At 43.7% G+C, this 22,184-nt stretch carries 16 protein-coding genes, 1 tRNA gene and 1 other RNA gene; 14 read left to right on the top strand and 4 right to left on the bottom strand.

Going from position 1 to position 22,184, the window contains the following annotated elements; translation table 11 throughout:
• Positions 1–160 precede the first annotated feature (160 nt).
• The gene (gene ligA / locus ACR63N_RS12705) at positions 161–2,152 is read left to right on the top strand and encodes an NAD-dependent DNA ligase LigA (protein ID WP_472782748.1); all 1,992 of its coding nucleotides are present in this window, start codon (positions 161–163) and stop codon (positions 2,150–2,152) included.
• Between the two features lie 515 nt (positions 2,153–2,667).
• Positions 2,668–3,591, top strand: coding sequence for a MauE/DoxX family redox-associated membrane protein (locus ACR63N_RS12700; RefSeq protein WP_367110456.1), 924 nt, complete (start codon positions 2,668–2,670; stop codon positions 3,589–3,591).
• 20 nt (positions 3,592–3,611) lie between these two features.
• On the opposite strand, the gene ACR63N_RS12695 is transcribed toward ACR63N_RS12700, so the two are convergent.
• From ACR63N_RS12695 to smpB, 4 genes are all read right to left on the bottom strand, one after another.
• Positions 3,612–4,160 carry a hypothetical protein gene (locus ACR63N_RS12695; RefSeq protein WP_367104594.1) on the bottom strand — a complete coding sequence of 183 codons (549 nt, stop codon included), beginning with the start codon at positions 4,158–4,160 and terminating at the stop codon, positions 3,612–3,614.
• A 191-nt stretch (positions 4,161–4,351) separates the two neighbouring features.
• Positions 4,352–4,873 carry a hypothetical protein gene (locus ACR63N_RS12690; protein WP_367104595.1) on the bottom strand — a complete coding sequence of 174 codons (522 nt, stop codon included), beginning with the start codon at positions 4,871–4,873 and terminating at the stop codon, positions 4,352–4,354.
• A 252-nt stretch (positions 4,874–5,125) separates the two neighbouring features.
• Positions 5,126–7,558, bottom strand: coding sequence for a YgiQ family radical SAM protein (locus tag ACR63N_RS12685; protein WP_472782114.1), 2,433 nt, complete (start codon positions 7,556–7,558; stop codon positions 5,126–5,128).
• 318 nt (positions 7,559–7,876) lie between these two features.
• Positions 7,877–8,353 carry an SsrA-binding protein SmpB gene (gene smpB, locus ACR63N_RS12680; protein WP_367104597.1) on the bottom strand — a complete coding sequence of 159 codons (477 nt, stop codon included), beginning with the start codon at positions 8,351–8,353 and terminating at the stop codon, positions 7,877–7,879.
• 299 nt (positions 8,354–8,652) lie between these two features.
• Between smpB and coaD the strand changes: the two genes are divergently transcribed.
• The 12 genes from coaD (at position 8,653) to lepB (ending at position 22,109) form a co-directional block, all read left to right on the top strand.
• Positions 8,653–9,165 carry a pantetheine-phosphate adenylyltransferase gene (gene coaD / locus ACR63N_RS12675; RefSeq protein WP_367104598.1) on the top strand — a complete coding sequence of 171 codons (513 nt, stop codon included), beginning with the start codon at positions 8,653–8,655 and terminating at the stop codon, positions 9,163–9,165.
• Between the two features lie 107 nt (positions 9,166–9,272).
• The gene (locus ACR63N_RS12670) at positions 9,273–9,521 is read left to right on the top strand and encodes a YfhL family 4Fe-4S dicluster ferredoxin (protein WP_367104599.1); all 249 of its coding nucleotides are present in this window, start codon (positions 9,273–9,275) and stop codon (positions 9,519–9,521) included.
• Between the two features lie 61 nt (positions 9,522–9,582).
• An RNA gene (rnpB, locus tag ACR63N_RS12665) (RNase P RNA component class A) lies at positions 9,583–9,961 on the top strand.
• A gap of 96 nt (positions 9,962–10,057) precedes the next feature.
• A tRNA-Met gene (locus ACR63N_RS12660) sits at positions 10,058–10,134 on the top strand.
• A gap of 245 nt (positions 10,135–10,379) precedes the next feature.
• A complete protein-coding gene (locus ACR63N_RS12655; RefSeq protein ID WP_367106608.1) occupies positions 10,380–11,210 on the top strand; it encodes an ABC transporter permease in 831 nt (276 codons plus the stop codon).
• Between the two features lie 56 nt (positions 11,211–11,266).
• The gene (locus tag ACR63N_RS12650) at positions 11,267–11,938 is read left to right on the top strand and encodes an ABC transporter ATP-binding protein (protein WP_367104600.1); all 672 of its coding nucleotides are present in this window, start codon (positions 11,267–11,269) and stop codon (positions 11,936–11,938) included.
• A complete protein-coding gene (locus ACR63N_RS12645) occupies positions 11,916–13,022 on the top strand; it encodes a KpsE/RkpR family capsule polysaccharide export protein (protein WP_367104601.1) in 1,107 nt (368 codons plus the stop codon). Before ACR63N_RS12650 ends, ACR63N_RS12645 begins: the two co-directional genes overlap by 23 nt.
• 94 nt (positions 13,023–13,116) lie before the next feature.
• Positions 13,117–14,901 carry a polysaccharide biosynthesis/export family protein gene (locus tag ACR63N_RS12640; protein ID WP_367104602.1) on the top strand — a complete coding sequence of 595 codons (1,785 nt, stop codon included), beginning with the start codon at positions 13,117–13,119 and terminating at the stop codon, positions 14,899–14,901.
• A 59-nt stretch (positions 14,902–14,960) separates the two neighbouring features.
• Positions 14,961–17,453, top strand: coding sequence for a capsular polysaccharide biosynthesis protein (locus ACR63N_RS12635; RefSeq protein ID WP_472782113.1), 2,493 nt, complete (start codon positions 14,961–14,963; stop codon positions 17,451–17,453).
• Between the two features lie 210 nt (positions 17,454–17,663).
• On the top strand, positions 17,664–18,893 hold the full coding sequence (locus ACR63N_RS12630) for a capsule biosynthesis protein (protein ID WP_367106555.1): 1,230 nt from the start codon (positions 17,664–17,666) through the stop codon (positions 18,891–18,893).
• Between the two features lie 408 nt (positions 18,894–19,301).
• A complete protein-coding gene (lepA, locus tag ACR63N_RS12625; RefSeq protein WP_367104605.1) occupies positions 19,302–21,101 on the top strand; it encodes a translation elongation factor 4 in 1,800 nt (599 codons plus the stop codon).
• Positions 21,102–21,206: 105 nt separating this feature from the next.
• Complete coding sequence (gene lepB, locus ACR63N_RS12620; protein WP_367104606.1) at positions 21,207–22,109, top strand: signal peptidase I; 903 nt, start codon at positions 21,207–21,209, stop codon at positions 22,107–22,109.
• Positions 22,110–22,184: the final 75 nt, after the last annotated feature.

Raw genomic sequence — 22,184 nt, 5'->3', positions numbered from 1 at the left:
GCATGACTTGCCCAAATTTCTTTATAAACTTGTTATCATATCGGCATCTTGAACTATAAAGACGCCGATCATGACTGATTCTACATCGCCAGCCCCTTCGCACAAAAACAATTCTGTTGGCACTCAAAACTCCCAAAGTGATGATACTGTTATCGCGCAAATGCGTACCCTTATCGACGCTATCAAAACCCACAATTACGCTTACTATGTGCTGGACAATCCAAAGCTAGAAGACAGCGAATATGATCAACTTCGTCTGTCATTGATCGAACTTGAAGAAGCGTACCCCGATCTTATCCAGCCCGATAGTCCAACCAATCAAGTCGGCGATATACCGCTATCTGCCTTTACTCAAGTCGTCCATGATATTCCAATGCTATCCTTGGGTAACGTTTTTGAATACGATGATCTGCGCGAATTTATGCGCCGCGTCAATGATCGTTTAAGCGATGCCCAGCAAAATCCAGAGTATGAGATGGAGCTTAAACTTGATGGACTAGCTGTCTCTCTTAAATATGAACGGGGTCAATTGGTGCAAGCGGTCACTCGCGGCGATGGCAGAGTGGGTGAGGATATCACTCAAAATACCAAAACCATTCGTAATTTGCCGTTATATCTTACGGATGCCAAAGACCTTTCTCTATTAGAAGTTCGCGGTGAGGTGCTCATGCCCAAAGCAGGTTTTGAGCGCCTAAATCGTCTAGCAGAGGAGAACGGCGAAAAAGTTTTTGCCAATCCCCGCAACGCTGCCGCTGGGAGCCTGCGCCAGTTAGATCCTGCCGTTGCAGCCAGTCGCCCGCTGGCTTTTTATGCTTACTCTGTCAATCAAGGTTTGCCCGAGACCATTGACACCCAGTCAGTAGCGCTGGCATGGCTCAAAGACATCGGCTTTAGCGTCAGTGCCGTTGAGGTAGTAGACAGTCCACGCGCCGCGCAAGCTTATTATGAATCCATAATTGAAACTCGCGACGAGTTGCCGTTTGAGATTGACGGGACAGTTATCAAAGTCAATAGTTTAGGCTTGCAGCAGCAGCTAGGGTTTTTATCGCGTGAGCCGCGCTGGGCAACGGCTTACAAATTCCCCGCCGAAACCGTCATGACGCGACTAAACACCATTGAATGGCAAGTCGGACGCACGGGACAATTAACCCCCGTAGGCAAGTTAGAGCCAGTCAAAGTCGGCGGCGTCACCGTCAGTAACGTCACCTTGCACAACTTTGGTGAGATTCAGCGGCTAGATGTTAGAGCTGGTGATATGGTCAGCGTACATCGCGCAGGCGACGTTATCCCTAAAGTTACCCGCGTTTGGACTGATCAGCGTCCCGAAGATTCTGAGCCAGTTACCTTGCCAACTAATTGTCCAGTGTGCGACTCGCCTGTTGTGTTGCCTGATGACGAAGCCTTAGCGCGTTGCACGGGTGGACTGTTTTGTCCCGCGCAGCAACAAGAAGCACTGATTCATTTTGTCTCGCGCCGCGCGATGGATATTGATGGTCTAGGCGAGCGCTGGCTGATCAGCTTTTTTGAGCATGGCCTCGTCAAAACCGTCGCCGATATCTATGAGCTGCATAACCATCGAGACGATCTCATCACTTACGAAAAATTGGGCGAGAAGTCGGTACAAAACATCATCGACGCTATTGAAGCCAGCAAAAAAACCACCTTGCCACGTTTTATCTACGCGCTAGGCATTCGCGGCGTCGGCGAGGGTACCGCGCAAAACTTCGCGCAGCAATTTGGTGACCTTGATAGCTTAATGAATGCTGACATGGAGGCGCTGATTGAAACACCCGATGTCGGTACGATCACCGCTGAGCTAACTTATGAATTCTTCCGTGCCCAGCATAATATCGAAGTCATCGATAAGCTTATCAAAGCTGGCGTGCACTGGGATAACGTCGAGCAAGTCGCCGCAGGTGATCTACCACTCGATGGGCAAACGTGGGTGATCACTGGCGCACTCGATAGCATGGCACGCGACGAAGCCAAAGCCAAACTACAAGCACTCGGCGCAAAGGTAGTCGGTAGTGTTTCGGCCAAAACTACCGCACTACTGGCAGGTGATAAAGCTGGCTCGAAGCTTACCAAAGCAGAGAAACTAGGCGTTAAGGTTGTGAGTGAAGATGAGTTTTTGGGTTTGGTTAAAAGCTGAGTTTGATGAAGAGCAAAAGATAAAAGCATAGCCTCAGCATCGCTTGCTTTAAAAGTGGGCAAATATGCGGGTCACGAGCCGGTTTTCTTTAAGGGTTTATTCGGCGTTCAACTCAAGCACAGCTCTCGCCTTGCGGACGGGCAGAGCAATGCTCTGCTATTTCCGTCCTCACTCGCGCAAGAGCAGAGCACAGTCAATCTGTTGGGTGTCGCAAGCTCCACACCAACCTACGGATTGTGCATGAATTGGAGAGTTGTTTTGCGGGTTAATGTCATGCACTCTGATTACATTATAATTTTCTAATCCTTTAACTCCTCATATGTATTGGCATTACTTATATCTTTCTTACTACTCAACTGAATGAAAACAAACAACACCAACCCTGCTCTAACTCCTTAATTTAAAAATAAATATAAAAAAATTAACATAATCGGTGAAGATTATTGATACTTATCTTTATAAAATAATAATAAGAGTCATTATTATATTTAAAGAGTAGATTCAAGGAGTGAGTCATGTCTACCACGATGATCAATACAGGTGATAGTACAAACGATAAAAATGAAACGCCGCAATCGACTTCAAAAGATCATGCTAATAAATCCAAGACGCAAGCGGTTGATGACAGTCATAATCCTAAAGTACAGCAGCTAATCGAGACGTTGCCGGGCGAGCATATTCAGGAAGATAGTGGTAAATCCGCCATTATTTTTCGTATGGTAATGGATAATCACTTATGTCCGTTTGGACTCAAATCGCTAGACGCACTTAAGCATGCTGACTACGACATTATTGATCGACATATCACCAACCAAGACCAAAATAGCTTAGTCAAAGAGTCTTTAGGCGTCGAGACGACTCCGCAAACTTTTATTAACGGTAAGCGCATCGGTGGTAACGACGATTTACAAGTGTTCTTGGGTAATAGCGAGGCTAAAAGTGATGACGAGACTACTTATGCGCCCATCATCGCGATATTCTCTGTCACCGCTTTAATGAGCTTAGCATTATGCTGGGCTTTCTCAGTGAGCGTGCTGTCGATACAAGCTTTGATGTGGTTTGTAGCGTTATCTATGTGTGTATTAGCTATCAAAAAACTTGAAGATTTAGAAGGGTTTACCACTGGATTTTTGGGTTATGATTTGCTGGCCAGACGCGTAGTGCGTTATGCCTATGTTTATCCTTTTTTAGAAGCCTTTGCCGGTATCGCTATGCTTGCTGATCAGCCTTGGCTCAATCCTATCGCGGGTATAGTCGCCTTTACGATTGGACTGATTGGCGGAGTTTCAGTGATAAAAGCGGTATATATTGATAAACGCGAGCTAAAATGCGCCTGCGTAGGCGGCGATAGCAATGTGCCATTAGGGGCTATCTCGTTAACTGAAAATGTGATGATGTTCGGTATGGGTGGCTATATGATTATTCGTGCTTTGATTTAATAATTGAATAAGTTTTTCTATTATATCTCTTCGTGCGAATCAGCTCCATCCTGATTTTTAACCCCATCCGGCACAATCTCAATCGGCAACGTCAGCCCTTTAGCATAATCACCATCAAACACATAGTCATAGCTGCTAGCATTAATACTAGGCGTAGTATGGATAATAAGGGTCATATTCTCATCATCAGTCAGCTCGTGCGAAGTATAGCTAGCACCCAGCTGATCAAGTATTTTCGATAGCGGCTCGTTACTGGCCATACCTACTGTTAGATTATGCTGAGCCGTGGCGTTATCGACATCGAAGTAGTCAGCGTAATCCTGTACGTTTTGGCTATCAATAGCAAACGGGTAGTCGTAGTCTGCACGTTCGATAGGTGTCTCATCGGTTGCGACCAGTGACCAGTCAATGTCATTGATTGGCGCTGCTGGCGTAGCAGTATCACTGCTCTCTACACTTTGCTCATCAGTCGCAGAGTTACTATTGATAGGATTATCACTACTACAGCCTATTAACACACTTATACTGGCTACGCTAATTATGATCATGCTTATGAGATGCTTTGACATCTTTTTACCTTAACATTATGAGAGGATTAATATTTTTGCTTATTTAATAGCGTTCGTACTATTTTGACAGTTTTTAATTAGGTTCACCACTCAAACACCCATAAAAAAACAGCCATCATCTGATGACTGCTTTGCAAAACTATCAACTTTTAAGACGTTACTAACTTTTAAAAAATTGATTCTTATTTAATTTATAGTGAAGGCATTTCACAGTCGACTTGATACTCTTGACCATCGGCCCATTTCATTGCAAACACGCCTTCATTGCCTTGCATATGCCAAGCATAGATAACTTCTGGGTTGGCATTATTTACATAACTTGCCGTCTCACCTTCGACGCCGCCATTTAAGATAATGGTTTGCTGAGACCAGTTAATTTTAGGGATAGTCGCAGTTAGCATCGCTTGGTTTTTATTGACAGACTGCTTTGCTAAGATCTGGCTGTCATCAGTACAGGTATAAGGAGTTGGCGCCATACGATCATAGGCCACATTAGTAGTCTCGGCAGCTGGCGTCGCTTGTTGCGGCGGCATAGTTGGCGCAGGGGTGGTAGGGGCAGTATCCATATCAGTAGCTGGTTGCGGGACTGTCGCAGCTGGGTCAGTTACCGTTTCTGTCGCAGTCGGCGCTGGTGGCACTGGGGCGGTAGTTGAACAAGCACTGATTAATGCAAAAGCGGGTAGAGCAGTAGCAAGTTTGGTCAAGGTCTTCATGATTCTCTCCAAAATATATATTTTATCTTGCAAGTAAATGGATTTTTTATCTAAATAGTATGGTACAGGGTGCTAATAGCATGAAGATTATGGTAACTAAAACCCTACATCTATAATGTTAGAAATTGTTTACTAGCTGTTGATTTCGTTACTCAACATTGACTAGTGTAAATAGCCCGCTCAATTTTAATAAAAGCGTCCAATGCTAAGCAGTGGACGCTTTTATTATATGATTGACAGATATTAAAAAAACTACTTAGTTTTACGCGGCGGCAAGCCAGTATGCTGCGTTTGGAAGTTACCTTTACTTACTCTCTTTTTGGTGTTCTTACTCGCTGCATTGTTATTAGCTGAGCTATTGCTACGCTTCACTGAGTCATTACCAAGGCGGCTGTTCTTTTTGCGCGCTGATTGATAGCTGTCTTGTGCGGCATCGCGGCCCTCCAAACTGGCGTTGAATGGCGGTATGAGGCAGCCGCGACCTTTACCGATCAAATCACTACGTCCCATATCTTGTAATGCTTTACGCAATAATACCCAGTTTTTTGGATCATGGAAGCGCAAGAACGCTTTGTGTAATTTGCGCTGCTTGCCAGACTTGACGATATCCATGTCACCTTCACTACGGCTGATCTTATGTAGCGGGTCTTTATGCGTATGATACATGGTAGTCGCCGTTGCCATCGGGCTAGGATAAAACGCCTGCACTTGGTCAGCGCGGTAGCCGTGACTTTTTAGCCAAAGGGCTAAGTTCATCATGTCTTCATCTTTGGTGCCCGGATGCGCGGCGATAAAGTAAGGAATCAGATATTGCTCTTTGCCAGCCTCTTGGCTGTACTGCTCAAACATAGCTTTGAATTTATCGTAGCTGCCCATGCCGGGCTTCATCATCTTCGACAGCACGCCTTCTTCAGAATGCTCAGGGGCGATTTTGAGGTAGCCACCGACATGATGGCTGACCAATTCTTTGACGTATTCAGGGTCTTTAACCGCCAAGTCATAACGTAAACCAGAAGCGATTAATATCTTCTTCACGCCTTTGATATCACGCGCTTTACGATATAGCTTAGTCAAATTACTGTGATCAGTAATCAAGTTTTCACAGACATCAGGATAAACGCATGACGGCTTACGACAATGCTTTTCAATCGTTTCGTCTTTACAGTTTAGACGATACATATTGGCAGTTGGGCCACCAAGGTCGGATATCACCCCAGTAAAGTTCGGTGCGGTATCACGAATCGCTTCCACTTCACGTAAGATAGAGTCTTCTGAGCGGTTTTGGATAATGCGGCCTTCGTGCTCAGTAATCGAGCAAAAGGTACAACCACCGAAACAGCCGCGCATGATGTTGACTGAAAACTTGATCATGTCATAAGCAGGGATGCGCGCATCGCCATAACTTGGATGCGGTAAGCGCGCATACGGTAAGTCAAAGACGTAATCCATCTCTTCGGTCGATAGTGGAATCGGTGGTGGATTGAGCCAAACGTCAATTGAGGTGCGTGAGTTACCAGCACCGCTGCTATGACGTTGCACCAGCGCACGAGCGTTCCCTGGGTTGGTCTCCAGATGCAAAATGCGACTAGCATGAGCATAAAGCACAGGGTCAGATTTGACATGCTCATAATCAGGCAGACGAATCACTGTCTTTTCACGAGGCGGCATTTTAAATTTGTGCTTACGCGCAGTTAATCTCTTATCATCAAAGCCACGCATCTGAACGACTTGCGTCTCTTCATCGACTTGATCGGCATTAATGATTTTATTGGTAACTGGCTCTGCGACGAAGCCCTGATACTGTGCCGACATACCTGTCATGGCTTGCCCAACGGGAGAGTCACTAGGCTTTTCTTGCTCAATTTTGCAGCTATCAACGTCTTCGGTCATGACATACGGATTGATAATCGGATCAACACGGCCGACGGTATCGACATCATTACTGGCGACTTCGGTCATGCCCGCTTGCCAATGACGACGTGTCGGTGTCAGTAGATAAGCCGTACCACGCAAACTACTCATTTGCTCAAAGCTATAGCCTTTAGACAAGCCATGTACCACATCGACAATGGCACGTTCGGCATTACCATACAATAAGACATCGGCACGGGCATCGAGCAAAATACTACGACGAACCTTATCCGACCAATAGTCATAATGAGCGATACGGCGCAGACTGCCTTCGATACCGCCTAAGATAATTGGCACATCAGGATAGGCTTCACGGCAGCGCTGGCTATAAACAATAGCGGCACGGTCAGGGCGCTTGTCCGCAACGTTACCGGGTGAATAAGCGTCATCGCTACGAATCTTGCGATCGGCAGTGTAGCGGTTGATCATGCTGTCCATGTTGCCAGCGGTCACGCCGTAAGCGTAAACTGGTTTACCAAGCTCCATAAAAGCGTCTTTGCTCTTCCAATCTGGCTGAGCAATGATACCGACACGAAAGCCTTGTGCTTCTAAGAGACGACCGATAATTGCCATGCCGAAGCTTGGATGATCGACATAAGCATCGCCTGAAATGATAATGACATCACAGGCATCCCAGCCCAAATCGTCCATCTCTTTGCGGCTCATGGGTAGATAAGGCGCAGGCTCGTAGCAGCTCGCCCAGTGTTTGTCGTAGTCATAAAGCGGTTTGGTGCCTTGTTTAAAGGCGGTGCGGGCGATGGTATCGGCAGACATGGGCAGACCTGTTAATCAATAAGACGTAATAAAAGGGGTAGCCACTTTTTAATATTTTATTAGAGGCTAATTTGAGGGCGCTTATTTTAACATAAATTGTGCTTACAATGTGAGAAAGCAGCTTCAATAATTATTGATAAGTTATTGATAGCTTAAGAAAAAATATTGCTATGATAGGAAGAAGGCTTATAGGTTAAATAAGCAAATATTCTTTCCTATATGTTAGACCTTATCTAATCTATTTGACCGTAAAACAAAAAGACGACTCAACATTAAGCTGAATCGTCATTATTTTTGATAGATTAGATTTAAACCTTTCTAGTCTAAATGCTGCTTAAAGCCGCGCTGCTTGTCACGTTCCCAATCCCGATCTTTAATGGTCTTGCGTTTATCGTGCTGCTTTTTACCGACAGCAAGTGCAATCTGGCATTTCACCATGGAGCGTTTCCAGTAACAAGATAAGGGAACACAGGCATAGCCTTTTTGATTGACCGCACCGTAAAGCTTATCGATCTCGCGGCGATTGAGTAGCAATTTGCGCGTACGAATGCTATCGGGATCAACGTGCGTTGAGCTTGATAGTAGTGGCTGGATGTGCGCGCCGAATAAAAAAGCCTCGCCATTACGAAAGGTCACATAGGCTTCAGTGATTGACATCTTACCTGCGCGAATGGCTTTAACTTCCCAGCCTTGTAGCGATAATCCAGCCTCAAAAGTTTCTTCTATAAAGTACTCGTGACGCGCTTTTTTATTGCTGGCAATTTGATTGTCCGGTTTTCTTGATTTTTTTGACATAGTTTCCTCTTAAGGACGTCTTAATAGCTATTCGTCCTTTTTTAGCAGTTCCTCATTCCAAGCTTTTAGTTTTGATTATCAATCTTTGCTTGTTATTATGAATGAGTCGAACCGCCTATTATATCAAAGGTTTGGTTTTAAATGTAGATAGGCTGTTATGACAAATGTAGCGCTAATTGGTTATCAATTAGCGCAGTATAGATAAATAATCTGGCTAAATACTAGCAAGAGATAGGTATTAAATTTGACCAAAATTTGCTAGGATACGCAGTACTACTAACCACTAGATTAGCACCATTATGAATCCAGAAAATTCCTCAAAATTTTCAAAGCTGCATACCAAAATCTTGTACCCAGGCACCTTTGATCCTATTACTAACGGGCATGTGGATTTGGTCAAACGAGCAACGAAGCTGTTTGATGAAGTGGTCATTGCAGTGGCATCTGGCCATCACAAAAAGCCGTTGTTTAATTTTGAAGAGCGCGTTGCTTTAGTAGAAGGCGTGTTTGCTGATTTACCACAGGTATCAGTGATCGGCTTTGAGGGTTTATTAGTTGATTTTATGCGTGAAAAAGGCGCTACGGCAGTGTTGCGCGGCTTACGGGCTATGTCGGACTTTGAGTACGAGTTTCAACTGGCCAATATGAACCGCGAACTTGACGAAAACTTTGAAGCGGTATTCTTGACCCCCTCTCAACATTACTCTTTTATCTCCTCCACTATGATTCGTGAAATAGCGAAACTAGATGGAGATGTGAGTAAATTCGTCCCTGATATTGTCTCAAAAGCCTTTGTAAAAAAGCTTAGGTAAGTTTAGTAATTAAAAATCTATTATAGTTAGTTTTAAATAAAAGCATTACAATGGTTAGAGGAAATTCGCCGTTAAACTTATGCTAAATCTATTGAGAGGAGCAGGTCATGGCACTACTGATCACTGATGAATGCATCAATTGTGATGTTTGCGAGCCTGCCTGCCCGAACGAGGCTATCTCAGAGGGCGAAGATATTTATGTTATCGACCCTGATTTGTGCACCGAATGCGTCGGACATTTTGATGAGCCGCAGTGCGTAGTGATATGCCCTGTCGATTGCATTCCTCATGATCCAAACCATGTCGAGAGTGAGAATGACTTATTAGCAAAATATAAGCGTCTTACGGGCAAATAGCTGATCTAAAATAATTCAAAAACATATCCAAATTGCCACTTAGTTTGCTATACTAGCGCGCTTGGTAGACTAGACGATCGCCGCTGCATACTGTTTGACAGACATGCAGGGGAGGAAAGTCCGGGCTACATAGGGCAGCGTGCCAGCTAACGGCTGGGCAGAGTAATCTGACGACCAGTGCAGCAGAGAGTAGACCGCCTTTAGTGTCTTATACTTAGTATTTGGCATTATCGGTAAGGGTGAAAGGGTGCGGTAAGAGCGCACCGCGTGGGTGGCAACATCTCACGGCATGGTAAACTCCACGCGTAGCAAGACCAAATAGGCATCGATATGGCGCGGCCCGCGTTCGGTGCGGGTAGGTTGCTTGAGCGTATCAGCGATGATACGCCTAGAGGAATGATCGTCCACGACAGAACCCGGCTTATCGGTCTACCAAACCTTTTAACTTAGTTTTTTTATTGAAAAGTTTTTTGATTAAAATGTCTTTTAGGGGTTGACGATTGGTGTCCTCTTGGGCATAATACCGAGCCTTAAATGGCGATGTAGCTCAGCTGGTTAGAGCGCACGACTCATAATCGTGAGGTCAAGAGTTCAAGTCTCTTCATCGCCACCATCTATATGATAGCCGCCTGTTTTATTTAGAACTCCAATCCTTTGTGATTGGTTTTTTTTTGCCTAAAAACTTGCTGAGTGATATCTTTAACCTATAGTGCAGTATACTAATGTAAAATAAACTACCACTGTTTATCCACTTCTGTTTATTTGCTAATTTCTTGCTCAATCAAAGCTTTATCTGTCGACGTGTAGATTAATTCTTGTAACTTATGCCCCGCTTACTTATTATAGGGGCTGTTTTTGGTGAAGTTCTATAACGCTATGTCCGTACAATTGCCTCCTTATCGTCCTATTAAGCACCGCAGTGGCCTAAAAGTCATGGGTGCGGCTTTCCATGCTTTGCTTATGCGTGAGCTCCAGACGCGCTTTGGTGGCTATCGTTTGGGCTATTTGTGGGCGCCGTTGGAAGTTCTTTTTCAGGTATTGATATTTTTAGTAATCTTTGGGGCTATACGTGAACGCTTAGTGCCCGGTATGGATTATTCCTTGTTTTTGGTAGCAGGGATGGTACCTTTTCGCATGTTTCAAAGAATAGCTACAAGGGCATTAGGGGCTGTTGATGCCAATAAAGGCCTGCTGATGTATCGATCAATTAAACATATTGATGTGATCATTGCCCGCTCGTTTTTAGAGCTGGTTATTTATTTTTTTACTTCTATATTATTATTATTGGGCTTAGCTTTTTTTAATATTTATGCAAGTTTAGAACATTTGCATGTGGTTTTATTTTGCTGGATAACGCTATTTATATTTAGCTTTGGTGTAGCGTTGATTATGATGGTGGTAGGCTTCTATGGCGGCGAGATTAGCAAGGTAATTACTATATTTTTCACCATACTGTATTTTGCCTCTGGTATTATCTATCCCATTCATATCATTCCTGAACCTTATTTTAGTTATTTGCTATACAATCCTTTTATTCACAATATTGAGCTGATAAGACATGCCTTTGCTCCCAATTATCCCGCTTATCACATTGATATATGGTACTTCTTGAAGTGGATGTTTGTGGTAAATTTCTTAGGGTTACTGCTTTATAAATATGCGGAACGGGATATGATTCGTTCTCGTTAAATACAGCGCTCTTAGCTTTTAGTAAATAGTAAGAAGTTAGATAAAAGGGTAAGTAAATGATTGAAGTTAAAAATATTTCTAAGTCATTTATGACCAAGAAAGGTCGGCATTATCTGTTTAAAGATTTAAATCTGACCATCGCTGACAAACAAAACGTCGGGCTGCTTGGTCGTAATGGTGCCGGTAAATCGACGCTATTGCGTATTATTTGCGGCCTTGATGAGCCTGATCAAGGTGAGATCATTACCGACTCAACAATTTCATGGCCAGTTGGGGTCGGCGGCGGTTTTCAAGGCAGTCTCACAGGACGTCAAAACGTACGTTTTGTCTGTCGTTTATATTCAAGCGGTCCCTACATCGATGAAAAGATTCGCTTTGTCGAAGAGTTTGCTGATATCGGTAACTACTTTGATATGCCAGTCAAAAGCTACTCATCAGGAATGAAGTCTCGACTCACTTTTGGTTTAAGTCTAGCCTTTGATTTTGACTATTATATGCTTGATGAAGCAGGCGCGGTTGGTGATGCTGCTTTTCGTAGGCGTAGTGAAGCTATATTGGCGGCGCGGCGAGCACAAGCTGGGTTTTTGATAGTGTCACACAATATCAAAGATATTGAGCGTAACTGCGATATGGGTATTGTGTTAATGGATCAAACAGCACACGTGTTTGAGGATACAAAAGAAGCGATTGAAGTCTATGAAAAGCATGTACACAAATCAAAAAAGTAAGATAGTTAACTTCTCGCTGTTTATCGGCTTGGTAATCCTGCCTTGGGTGCTGGTGATTTTCTATGTCATGACTTTAGCCCATCCACGTTTTATCTCGACCTCTGACGTGGTGGTCAAGCAGGTCAGTGATGCAAGCGTCCCTACTGGTGGCGGGTTGTCGGCGCTACTAGGTGTCAATAGTACCAGTAAAGAAGATGCAACTTATCTGACCGAGTTCATCTTATCTAATGATATGATTAAGACGCTTGATGAGAAGTTTAAATTCCGTGAGGCTTATTATGTTGATGGTTCCGATCCTATCTATGAGATTGATCCTGATGCAACGCAAGAAGAGCTGCTCAATTACTTCAAAGAACGCGTTCGTATTGATCTTGATGAGCAAAGTTACATCTTAACCGTCACGACCGAAGGTTTTTCTCCAAGCTATGCTTATGCTCTAAATGAGGCCATTTTGAGTGAGTCTGAGCAGTTTGTGAACGAAATCTCACAAGAAGTGGCGCGCGATCAACTGGTCTTTGCTGAAACTCAACTTGAAGAGGCTGAAGATCGTCTTAACGAGGCTAAAGAAGAGTTACTCAGTTATCAGAACACCAATGAGATTTACGATCCGCAAGCCAACGCCCAAATTATTAATCAATTAATTGGTAGTCTACAAGGCCAATTAAGCTCACTGCGCACTGAAGAGCGCCAACTGCTAAGCTACTTGAATCCAGATGCGCCGCAGGTGGTGTCACTACGCAGTCAAATCAAAGCAGTCGAGGAGCAGATCGCACAAGAGCAAACCAAACTGACCTCACCTAATACAACCAAACTTAACCGCCAAGCGATACAGTTTGAAACGATCAAAGCCGATGTTGATTTTGCTACGGAGCTATACAAGTTGTCATTATCATCGCTTGAAAAGTCGCGATTAGAAGCCTTTAAAAAGATGAAAAATTTGATCATCATCTCAAATCCGTATGAGGCTGAAGAGGCTCTGTATCCACGCCGTGTTTATATTATTTGGACATCGCTTGCGCTATTGTTGATGTTCTATGGCTTCGTGCGTTTAGTTATGGCCGTGGTACGCGATCACCGTAGCTAGTCTTGATGTACTTAATTTTATGTGTCCAACAATTACGAATGATTTGATAAAAGATATCAGTAATGATCGATAGATTAGCAAAGGAATACCGCTCATGAACATGAAACCACGTCCTATCGTGATGAAAATAAAAGTAATCAGTTTGGCGATGGCTGTAACCTGCTCTCCTGCACTAGCGGCAACTAGCTACGCAGACCAAATAGCAGGATCTAGTTTTGGTACCCCTGCTAACAGCAGTAGTGGCCAAGACCAGAATCGCAACAATATTAACGTAGCAACTCGAGCTTTTGCAGGCGGTGTTCCAGGTCAAGCTACCACTCAAGAAGCGGTTGCTGCAGCAAACCTACCCAGCCAATCTGTGATCAATACCACACGCCCTTATCAGGATATCAATACTCAAGAATTGATGTTTGGTGAGCAGTTATTTCGCGGTGCCTTTTCGACCACTTCTGGCTCGACCTTCAACGACAGTTATGTGATCAATCCTGGCGATAATGTGCAAGTACGCATGTGGGGTGCCTATCAATTTGCATCGACTATGACCGTCGACCCGCAAGGTAATATATTTCTACCGAATGTTGGTCCAGTAAAGGTTTCTGGAGTACAAAATGGCAATTTGCAAAACGTAGTCAAAAGCGCCGTGAACCGTATTTATCGCTCTAACGTTGGCGTTTATGCTGCACTTGAGCAAGCACAGCCAGTCAAGGTGTTTGTCACCGGCTTTGTCAATCAGCCTGGTTACTATGGCGGCTTGGCGGCAGATTCAGTATTATCATACTTAGATCGGGCAGGCGGTGTTGATCCAGCACGCGGTAGTTACATTGATATCCAAATAAAACGTAATGGCCAGCTGATGCAGCAGGTTAATTTATATGACTTCTTGTTAGCAGGTCAGCTGCAACCTTTCTCGTTTCGTGATGGCGATGTGATTACTGTAGCCCCGCAAAACAAAACTTTTGAAGTAGGCGGCCAAGTTCAAAACGAATATACTTTTGAGTTCGATGTTAACGACTTAACGATCGGTGATGTCTTGCAAGTGGCTAAACCAGAAGCCAATGCGACCAACGTGAGCATTACGCGTAGTGCGGGACGCGCGCAAACGGCAGAGTATTATACTTTAGCGGAGGCACAAAACGTACCGGTCTATAATGGCGATCAGATGATCGTCACCTCGGATCGTTATGCTGGTACTATCGCTGTGCAAGTTAAAGGCGCGCATACGGGCAACGGAGCCATGGTCGTACCTTACGGCGCTCGTCTAAAAGATATCTTGCCGCAGTTACAGCCAGGACCGCTGGCAAAATTAACCGATTTGACTATTTACCGCGAGTCGGTTGCCGAGCAGCAAAAACGCCTGATCAATGAATCACTTGATCGCCTAGAAGAGCTGACCCTTGCGACCCAGTCAACTACTCGAGAAGAGGCAGCGCTGCGTCAAGATGATGCCAATTTGATCAAAGAGTTTATCGTTAAAGCACGTAGAGTAGAGCCTGATGGTCAAATCGTCGTAGTACCAAACTCATGGCAGGATATCATTTTGCAGCAAGGCGATATTATTGAGATACCAGCCCAAACTTCGGTAATCTCAGTCAATGGTCAAGTGCGATCGCAAGGAGCGCTCACCTTTAATGCAGATTATACGGTGGGGGATTACATTGCCAAATCTGGTGGTTTCGATAACAACGCTGACACTGACGAGATCTTAGTTATTCATCAAAATGGTGCCAACGAAGTGGTCAACACGGCTTATCGTATTCAGCAAGGTGATGAGATCATGGTGCTGCCTGAGGTCAAAACCCGCCGCGTCGAGATTACACGCGGTATCTCGCAGATCGTTTATCAGTTAGCAGTAGCAGCAAAAGTTATTTTAGATTTATAAAAATAGACGCTTAATAACAGTGTTAGCGCTGATGGTTATACAGTAAAAGGATAGTCAAGATGGTAAAAAGTGTAGCAAATGAAGATAAAACGACAATAACGTCTACTTCTAAGACCGCTACCTCCTTACCATCAGCGCAGCCGTTGGGAGCAACTTCAGTACCAAATCTGATACCTAACCGTTTAGCAGTAATTGGCAAAGGTATGCGTAACAATAATGCATTACTAGCAAATGTCTTACAAGCTGATATTCAGCGCTGGTATCCTTGGTCAAAGCTGCAACACCGTTTCAACTCAAATTTTAAAAAACCTCATGCGTTTATTGGCTGGGGTCATAAAAAAAGCTATCAACGCGCTAAAAAAGCTGCAAATCGGCAAAATATCGCCACTTTGAGCATAGAAGATGGTTTTTTGCGTTCCATAGACTCTGGTATTAGCAGTCGTTATGGTTTAAGCGTCGTCGTTGATGATATCGGTATTTACTTTGATTTATGGCGTAGCTCTCGCCTCGAAGAGTTGATTATTAAGCGAGTTGAGCAAAGCTCTAGTACTGATAGGCTAATTTTAGATAAACAACGAGCTCAGCAGCTAATGGCTCGTATTTGTACTGAGAGATTAAGCAAATATAATGCAGTGATTGATTGTCCATCGCTTGATGACTTAATTGATGCAGGAAAAAATGACAAAATAGCGGCTGCTAAACAAATAGATAGAAAGTCGCCCAAGTCTCATGTTTTGTTAATTGATCAAGTAGTCGGTGATGCTTCAATAAAAGGAGCAGGTGCCGATAAACGTCAGTTTAAACGTATGCTAAAAGCAGCTTGTCAGGCTCATCCTGACGCTCATATTTGGATCAAAGCCCATCCTGCAGCAAAAGCGGGCTATCTTACCCGCTTAACACTGCCCGAAAACGTCAGAATACTAACCCAAGCCCTTAATCCTATTGCCCTGCTTGCACAGGTAAATGATGTGTATACCGTCAGCTCGCATATGGGTTTTGAAGCGCTAATGCTAGGCAAAGCGGTGCACTGCTTTGGGGTAAATTGGTATAGCGGCTGGGGTCTTAGCGATGACAGCGGCGCGCCGAAACGCTTACTTAAAACCGTCAAAAAACGTCGTCAAGTTTCTGCAGCATCACTTGAGACGTTGTTTTATAGTGCCTACATTGATTATAGCCGTTATGTAGACCCTGCAACCAAGCAGGCGTGTACCATCGATAGCGCGATCAATTGGCTGGTGACTAATCGCTACTGGCAAACATGCCTTGCTGGAGACTTAACCGTATATGAATTTAGTCGCTGGAAACTGCCCTTTGTAAAAGCTTTCATTGATCTGCCGCGTACCACTTTATTTATCAAGCCCAAGCCGCGTCTCAAGAACCTATTGCACCTTGATCACTTTCGAGTAAATTATCAGCAGCCCTTACTCGTATGGGGCTTAGCCAAGCGTCAACAAGTCCAAAAAAAGCTCAGCGGTAAGCTTTCAAAGCAATCGTCAGCCATACCAACTATTTTTTGTATGGAAGATGGCTTTATTCGCTCCAATGGTTTGGGAGCAACGCTGCTTGCGCCACTATCTGTCGTCATAGATCAGCAAGGTATTTATTATAATGCAACCCAGCCCTCAGACTTAGAAACACTACTTTATAATTGTAAGACGCTTAGCGCTCAACAGATAACAAGAGTCCAAGCCTTACAAACTAAGTTGCTCACTCAGCGCGTTAGTAAATATAATGTCGGTAACCGTATTAGCTCCAATTCTTATGACAATAGTGATACTCTCAAAATCACTGGTAATCAACCTATCTCTTGGGTAGAAGCAGCTAAAAAGTCTGGAAAGCTGCGTTTGCTTATCGTGGGACAGGTGGAAGATGACTTGTCCGTACAATATTGTGGCGCGCATATTCAAACTAACAGCAGTCTAATTGAGCGCGTACGCCAAGATAATCCGGATGCTTATCTTATTTATAAACCGCATCCTGATGTTGAAGCAGGCCTGCGATCTGGCAAAGTAGCTGAGAGATACTTAAAAAGCGTTCAGGCTGTTGCTTATGATACGGCGATGCCAGATTGTTTGACTGCTGTTGATGAGGTGCATACCATCAGCTCTTTAACTGGCTTTGAAGCGCTGCTACGTGATTTAAAAGTGGTTTGTTACGGCCTGCCTTTTTATGCAGGTTGGGGATTGACAGTAGATATTGACGCTCAGCTACTACCAAAATCAAAATATTTACAGCGTCGTAAGCGTAAGACGCCGTTGACCCTCGAACAATTACTGCATGCTACGCTGATAGACTATCCCTTGTATCGTTTGCCAAATGGCTATGGCCTTGCCCAAGTAGAGCAGGTTATTGACTATTTATATCCTGGACACGATGATCGCAGCGCAGAACAAGCTGACGACACTGCCAAGGCTATGCCAGCTAAAGCATCGAAGCCATCGGCATTATCCACAGTATCTGTACTGTCTGCACAGCTTAAACGCCGCGCTACCACACAATTTATGCAAAAGCGTCATCAGTGGCAACAGCGTCTACGCAAAACCTCTCGCTAAATCGTTTTATACAATCTATTTATGACACTATGAAGTATGTATGACACCATAAATTGACAACCTTATAAATCCATTACGACAAGTAGGAATTTTTTCGGTATAATTTGTGCATAGGTTTATGCATAAGATAACGCATAAGCTTGTTTATAAGCTCAAGCATGAATCGACTAGCTTCACTTTTTCATTTTCAAACTAATGGTACCTAATACTATGGCAGCTTCGATGCATCAATTGCTTACTCATCGACATGTCTTGCTGCTACAAGGAAAGATGGGCGGATTTTTCACTCGCTTCTCTACCTTTTTGCAAACTCAAGACATTGAAGTGAGTAAAATCAATTTTAATGCAGGCGATGCCTTTTTTTATCGACACCCAGCTGCCTACGAATACACTGGCACTTTGGCGCAGTTTTCATCTTGGTTGCAAGCTTTTATTGTAGAACACAATATTGATGCCATCGTTTGTTTTGGCGATTGTCGCCCGCATCATACCCAAGCTGCGCGCTTAAGTGAAACACTAGGAATATCTTTTTTTGTATTTGAAGAAGGCTATTTGCGCCCTGACTATATTACCCTACAAGAACACGGTATTAACGGCTATTCACGGTTAAATATTGCTGACATTAAAGCACTTAAAAAAGCCAATGATAAACCTTTATATACGCATAACCGTTTTTATCGCTTAAGTATTGCCGCTATTGTTTATTACATTATTGCTCGGCTTTATAAGTCGCGTTATCCGCATTATTCGCATTATCGCGGGATGACGGCTTGGCAAGAAGCCATAGCTTGGCTTAAAGCACCATGGCGTAAACTGCGTGGGTATTTGCCAGACAAGCGTTTGCAAAAACAGCTTATTACCCAAGCGGACAACAACTACTTTTTAGTCAGTTTACAGGTGCATAACGATTCACAAATTACCCACCATAGCGATTATCGTGACGTAGTGCAGTTTATTGACGAGATTATCGCAAGCTTTGCAAGTCATGCTGATAGTAGCCAGATGCTGGTATTTAAACACCATCCCTTAGATCGCGGTCATCGTGATTATCGAGAGCTAGTAGCAAGCTTAGCGGCGCGTTATAACGTCAAGTCGCGAGTCTTTTACGGCTGTGATATGCATCTACCAACGCTTATGAAGCACAGTATTGGTATGGTCACTATAAACAGTACTACAGGGCTGCAGTCGGTATATCATAAAAAGCCTACTAAGCTTATGGGACGCGCTATTTATGATACGCCAAAGCTGACAGATCCTAAAACACTTGATCAATTTTGGCAGCAGCCAAAACATCCAGATAATGAGTTCTATTTAAGATTTCGCGAATATCTGATTGAGCAGACGCAAATAAACGGCTCTTTTTATGGTAGATCGCCGTGGATGTATAAGTATTTACAGCAAGTAGAGACGACGAATATGGCGTCTGATACTGCCAAATAGCTTTTCGGTAAGGCTAACCTAAACTATGAGATCGAGCGTCAGCACTGCATACTACTATAACTGTATAATCGTACTTAGCTTGCAAATTCAGTTATAAACCCTCAATTAAATCACTTATTCCCTATGTTTGTGTACGGGCTATTATTTAGTAGCCTTTGATATCGCTTAACAATCAATTCCTTATTAATAATTGCCTTACTTTACCCCAGAAAACTGCTAGAATACGTGCACATACCTGCACGTAACTGTCGGTGTTATTAGCGCATAATTTGCTCTAATAGCTTGCAAGCTTTTAATAGATTTTAAAGATTAAAAATTAAGTAAGAGCTACTGATCTATTTGTTAAGTCTGGTATAGCCAAATTTTTTCGATGATTTATTCAATCACCCTTTATTTAGTAGGCGCTTTGTGACTGCATTAGCCAATATTCGTAACTTTTCTATTATTGCCCATATCGATCATGGCAAGTCGACCCTTGCTGATCGTTTTATTCAAATGTGCGGCGCGCTGCAAGACCGTGAGATGCAGGCGCAAGTACTTGACTCCATGGATATTGAACGTGAGCGCGGCATCACGATCAAAGCCCAGTCGGTCACGTTGTTTTATGATCATCCAAGTGGTGAGCGTTATCAGCTCAATTTCATCGATACGCCCGGTCACGTTGATTTTTCTTACGAGGTATCGCGCTCCTTGGCCGCTTGTGAAGGCGCGCTACTGGTTGTCGATGCTGCTCAAGGCGTGGAGGCGCAGTCGGTTGCCAACTGTTATACGGCAGTTGATCAAGGTCTTGAGGTCATGGCGGTACTCAATAAGATTGATCTACCGCAAGTAGAACCTGAGCGCGTGATTCAAGAGATTGAAGATATCATTGGTATCGAAGCGATTGACGCGCCTCGGGTGTCAGCGAAGTCCGGTCTCGGTGTGGATAAACTATTAGAGGCGCTGGTGGAGTTTATACCGCCGCCGACAGGTGATCGTGATGCGCCGCTACAGGCTTTAATTATTGATTCATGGTTTGATAGTTATTTGGGGGTCGTATCCTTAGTCCGTGTCCGTGAAGGTACGGTCAAACAAGGCGATAAGATCTATATCAAATCAACTAAAGAGTCGCATCCAGTTAGCTCCATTGGTGTTTTTACCCCCAAGCCTGTAGACACAGGGATTTTAGAGGCGGGTGAGGTGGGCTTTATTATTGCAGGTATTAAAGATATCGCAGGCGCGCCTGTTGGCGATACGATAACTAATGCCAAAACCCCTGATGTTGAGCGTATTCCTGGTTTTAAGCAGATCACGCCGCAGGTTTACGCTGGACTCTTCCCTGTTGATGCCAATGATTTTGAGAAGTTTCGTGAAGCCCTACAAAAATTGCAAATCAACGATGCCTCATTGTTTTTTGAACCAGATACCTCTGATGCCCTAGGCTTTGGTTTTCGCTGCGGCTTTTTAGGCATGCTGCATATGGAGATCATCCAAGAGCGTCTTGAGCGTGAATACGATTTGGATTTAATCACTACAGCGCCTTCGGTTATTTATGAGATTGAAAAAAAGAATGGCGATATCATTCATGTTGATAACCCCTCAAAATTACCTGAGCCTAACAATATCGAAGAGTTTCGTGAGCCTATTGCTCGCTGCCAGATTTTGGTGCCACAAGACTATTTGGGCAACGTCATGACCTTATGCATTGAGCGCCGCGGTGTTCAGGTAGACATGCGCTTTATGGGCAAACAGGTACAGATGATATTTGATATTCCGATGGGCGAGGTGGTCATGGATTTCTTTGATCGCCTAAAGTCGGTTTCGCGCGGCTTTGCATCCTTAGATTATAATTTTGAACGCTATCAAGCGGACAAACTGGTCAAAGTTGATGTACTTATAAACGGTGATAAAGTTGACGCTTTAGCGATGATAGTGCATCAAGATCAAGCGCGTTATCGTGGTAATCAATTAGTAAGTAAGATGAAAGAGCTGATTCCGCGGCAGATGTTTGATGTCGCCATTCAGGCAGCGATCGGCGCACAAATTATCGGTCGTAGTACGGTTAAAGCTATGCGTAAAGATGTTCTGGCTAAGTGTTATGGCGGTGACGTCTCACGTAAGAAAAAGTTGTTGTCCAAGCAAAAAGCGGGTAAAAAACGTATGAAGCAGGTGGGTAACGTAGAGATTCCACAAGAAGCCTTCTTGGCAGTATTACAGGTGGATAGCTAAATTTTGGAATTATTTTTACTAGCTCGGACTGAGTATAGTAAATCGTTGCTGTTGATTTTGTAGTTAAAATGGTTAAATAAATAGTAAGTTAATAGGCAATTAAGTATGGATTTTGATTTTAATTTAATTTTAGTGCCATTAACTTTAGGTTTGGGACTGATTTGGCTATTAGATAAGCTGGTACTTAAACAACGAAAAACTCAAGGACGAGGTAAAGAGAGTTTGCCTGTGCGCTGGGCTTATGATTTTTTCCCAGTATTAGCGGTAGTATTAGTGGTGCGTTCATTCTTAATTGAGCCCTTTAATATTCCTTCATCGTCTATGGTGCCAACTTTATACACCGGGGATTTTATTGCCGTTAATAAATATGCTTATGGGGTACGATTGCCGTTAACTTACAGCAAAGTATTGGACACCGGTAGCCCTGAGCATGGTGATGTGATGGTCTTTCGCTATCCTGAAAATCCTAGTATTTATTATATTAAACGAGTGATTGGCTTGCCTGGGGATACCGTTAGTTACGATCAAGGACAACTTTCGATTAATGGCGTTGAAGTGGATACTCAGCCTATAGCTTTTGATGCTAGTCCTGAGCTGACGTCACAGTTATATCCGGCAGGCCCTATTGCTCCAGGACAAGTGTTTACTGAAACGGAAGCGGTACGCATGGGCCAGCAAGAAGAAGCTCAAGCGCAGTATTTTCAAGAAATCCAAGGTGATAATCAGCATTTAGTTCGTTATATACCAGATACCAATAGCTCGCAATATGCACCGTTCTTGCAACAGCAGTCACCAGACGTGATTAGCTCCTCAGGTACGCAGTGGCGTGTTACAGTGCCAGAAGGCGAGTATTTTGTGATGGGAGATAACCGAGATCGTAGCGCTGATGGACGCTTTTGGGGTTTTGTTCCTGATGAAAACCTAGCAGGGAAAGCGGTCTATATTTGGATGCATAAGCCACCAGGTCTCAATCTGCCAACTTTTGCACGAAATGGTTCAATTGACTAGTCAACGTTTGATATATCATCTAGTATAAACAGATACTTTAAAATAAAAACTCTAAAGATATTAGCATACCAAGTA

This window comes from Psychrobacter sp. M4 (genome assembly GCF_055699795.1).
This window is presented reverse-complemented; position numbering and strand designations above follow the sequence as displayed.